Origin of the sequence: Mesorhizobium sp. M1338 (assembly GCF_040318045.1) — a bacterium.
Classification (GTDB): Bacteria; Pseudomonadota; Alphaproteobacteria; order Rhizobiales; family Rhizobiaceae; genus Mesorhizobium.
Genome location: NZ_JAMYLL010000108.1, coordinates 1 through 3,180 on the forward strand (window position 1 = coordinate 1; position 3,180 = coordinate 3,180).

Consider the following 3,180-nt stretch of genomic DNA (forward strand, 5'->3'; position numbering starts at 1 on the left):
ACGACTCTCACTACTATCGCTATCCTCGCGATCAGCATCGGCCATGCCGATGCCAAGCGCCATAAGGTGAACCTGCCGGTTTGCACCGCGTCAAGCTCACTCTTCGAAGTCCTGAGTGACAAGTGTTTTCTCGTCAAAGGTTCGATGATCTATGGCGACATCGCCGATCTTTCCCAGATAATCACTTGGAATGGTGGCGTCGCTGGTGGTCCGTGAGTGACAAGCCGGCCACCATTTATGTCGCGAGCGTGTTCGAGAAGCCGCATTAGCGGACCGTGCTGACCACCAAAGACAAGGCCAAAGCCCTGGCGATGGCAAAGGAGATCGGCGACAAGGTGCGGGTCGAGGAGATCACGCCGAAACCGAAAAGGCGCTCGCGCCGGCAACACCCTGCATCACAACCAGCGCGATGGCGCGCAAGGCTCTCAGCCGCCGCCGTCTCCACCACCACCGCCCCCCGCCCGCCTGGCTGAATACAAGTGCCCTCGTCCTTGCGTACTTCCACCGCCACGAGGTCGGGGGAACGCTTCTCGCGTTCGGCAAAAACAAGATGGCCGGCGCCAGGGTGGGAGCTATTGGGCTGTGCGGCGCCGGCCAAGCGGACATCAGGTCCGCCGCCCTTCAAGAATGGCCGATTCGCCGACATGCGGTCATGGTGTGATCGCGGTAGCCGTGGCTTGAAAGCTTCCGTCCGTCTCATCGATTATCCGGACTGGCAGATAGGCGTTCGTTTCCAGCCACTCACGCAGGAGGATCTGAATGAGATTCGACCAGTCGATCTTCATCTCGGCGGCGATAGAGTTCCGTGTGTCCTCCTGGCCGGCTCTTGCGGGACAGCAGCGACGTTCCGGAGCATCAAGGCAGCACGGTGTAGATCGGGCCGCGACACGTCGGCGCTGCGGTCCGCCGCGCTCTCAAGCTCTTCGGCGATGGATAAACGGCGCAATTGCGCCAAAAGGATTACCCAGCCAGGGAATGACAGCGCTGCTACCGGATGAACGTTTGCATCGCTGCTCACTCTCGCGACGGTTCTGGAAGGGCCTCAACAATATTAGGCGCTCCCTAAATACGAGCGATGCTTTGAAAGCGAGGTTGAGGTTCGACAAGTCCGGTTTCACCTTTGTTCGGCTGGTCGGCGCCCTTCATGCAACCTCCAGCGGACGGCCACCTACTTGCGATTGGTCGTCTCTGGATGCATCCTTGGCATCATGTCGCAGTTGCAATACCTCAATCACCTTTTGGAATGCCCTTACTGCTTGAAAATTCGGCTGAGAATTCCACACGACGCTCGGCCGGAGACGCTCATCGTTTGTGATGATTGCGGAGAGTTCCTCGGAACGTGGGATGAACTACAGACCGACTTCGAGAGGCAAGGCGGGCAAAGCGGGGTCTTCCGTCTCGAAAAGGGTCGTATCAGGCGAATCGATTAGAGCACTGGACGCGGGCCGGCAAGGCCCATTCCCGTGATCGCGGTACGACCAACCAACCGAATCGGTCATGTTTGCAGGTGCGGCGGATTAGCACCGCGATCAAGGCACACCGGGGTCGCCGGAGGTGGGGCTTCCGCCTGCTTCTGTCCGGGAGTAGTGGTCGAACCAGATACATCTGAGCCCGGAGAAAGCTTCCTGTCTGCCTCTTCCTCGCTGCCGAAACTGGCGGCATGAAGCAGCATGACCTTCGCCTTGGCGACCAATTCCTCCTCTACCAGCACGGGCCCGGCCGCCAATATAACGGCAATGACCTCGCCACCCTGGCCCCAGAATTCAACGCGATCGTGGCTCACCACGGTTTCCGAGACCTGCATGTCATCCTCCGCTCACATTTGATCGTTATAAGGTTGTTTGGTCATCCCAACCTGCCTGGTCAGCTCGCAGAAGGCTGGCAAACCGGATTCGAATTGGGCGCGGTTGGCTACCTGAAACAATCGCAAGGGAAAGCAGACCGCATCGCGGTTCGCCGGGGACATGTCCTCGTACATTCGTTCTTCTGAAGTCACCAAGGCCTCGGCTTTACGCAGGGCCATATCGATATCGTCGACTGAAGGATTCCACGATGGATCAGGATGTTGTTGACCGCCGCCACCGCCATCAGCAGCCCTTCAAGCTGAAGATTCGCAACGTTCACGTCTTCTTATCCTTGACATAGGCACCCGGCTGCCTGCCGGCTTTGGGTGTCTTGGCATCCTTGGAATGTTCAGCGATTGAGGGACCTGCGCCCGAGGTCTTCTCGGTTGCCGGTGAGGGCGTCGGTCGCTTCCCGGCCGGGCCGGGCTGGACTCCTGCGGGCGAGGTGGGGTCTGGGTGCGTCATGGCATGGGTCTCCCGTTCCGGATCGGCATCAACTCGCCAGGCGCGCCGAGGTTCCCGAACGATTTGGGCGCCTGGGCTTTGTAAGGACCGGGTAACGCCAGCGGCTCCTGGCTCATGGGTACGACTAGGTTCTGCCGCCCTCATGGATTAGGAACGAAGGGAGGTCACCGCGTGGTGACGCGCGGCGCTGGTGTGTTCTCGTTGACTACGTTGCCGACCGGAGCCATCGGCAAGACCAAGTGACGAACCGGAATCAGCTACAGAGGCGGCGTTTGGTCTTTGATGCGGCGGCTGCACGACTTTAGAGCCTTAGCGGTTTTCCCCTTTATAACAGTCCGCCGCCCGCGCGATGCAAGACGATGTCGTTGCTCTCAGGTCGAAGCCGTCGCGGGTCGCCGAGCGCCCTCTTCCTGCGACTTGCATAAGATCGCGCCCTGCGCGTGACTTGAGTTTCGCAGGTGTTGCCCACCGAATGAAGGGTTTAGCTGTCGGGGGCGGCGCGCGTTGCCCAATGCGCTGTAGCCGCCCCCCACAGCGCCTTCAGCTAGGCGCCCAGACCCGGCCCCGTTGGGGCAGGGTCGAGAGTTGTCGTCAGGATTCTGGGGGAGGTACGATTGAGGAACGTCATCGTCTCTAGCCGAACCTTGTCGCGGATCTTCGGGCGAGCCGCCTGGTTAGCCCTGCCGCCTATCGCGCAAGCAAAATAGCGGAGGCGCCCAGCGGTTCATCGCCGTCGCCTCCGAAGCAGTCTGGGCCTAGGCGGCCATGTCGAGGGTCTTTATGCCGTGGCGCTGCATGGCCGCGCCGATTTTGGCGAAATCGGGCTGCGTCAGCGGCTCGACGGTACCGATGTCGCGGAAGAAGGCAGTCA

3 protein-coding genes and 1 pseudogene are annotated in these 3,180 nt (G+C 60.4%); 1 reads left to right on the forward strand and 3 read right to left on the reverse strand.

Annotated features, from left to right (window positions below):
* On the forward strand, positions 1-216 hold a 216-nt coding region (locus NKH19_RS32985), incomplete at its 5' end, for a hypothetical protein (RefSeq protein ID WP_352874122.1).
* A 49-nt stretch (positions 217-265) separates the two neighbouring features.
* On the opposite strand, the gene NKH19_RS32990 is transcribed toward NKH19_RS32985, so the two are convergent.
* The 3 genes and pseudogenes from NKH19_RS32990 to NKH19_RS33000 all read right to left on the reverse strand — a co-directional run bounded on the left by NKH19_RS32990 (position 266) and on the right by NKH19_RS33000 (position 2,124).
* The gene (locus NKH19_RS32990) at positions 266-598 is read right to left on the reverse strand and encodes a hypothetical protein (protein ID WP_352874121.1); all 333 of its coding nucleotides are present in this window, start codon (positions 596-598) and stop codon (positions 266-268) included.
* A gap of 897 nt (positions 599-1,495) precedes the next feature.
* Positions 1,496-1,804 carry a hypothetical protein gene (locus NKH19_RS32995; protein ID WP_352874119.1) on the reverse strand — a complete coding sequence of 103 codons (309 nt, stop codon included), beginning with the start codon at positions 1,802-1,804 and terminating at the stop codon, positions 1,496-1,498.
* 12 nt (positions 1,805-1,816) lie between these two features.
* Positions 1,817-2,124: pseudogene (locus NKH19_RS33000) on the reverse strand (hypothetical protein).
* Positions 2,125-3,180 lie beyond the last annotated feature (1,056 nt).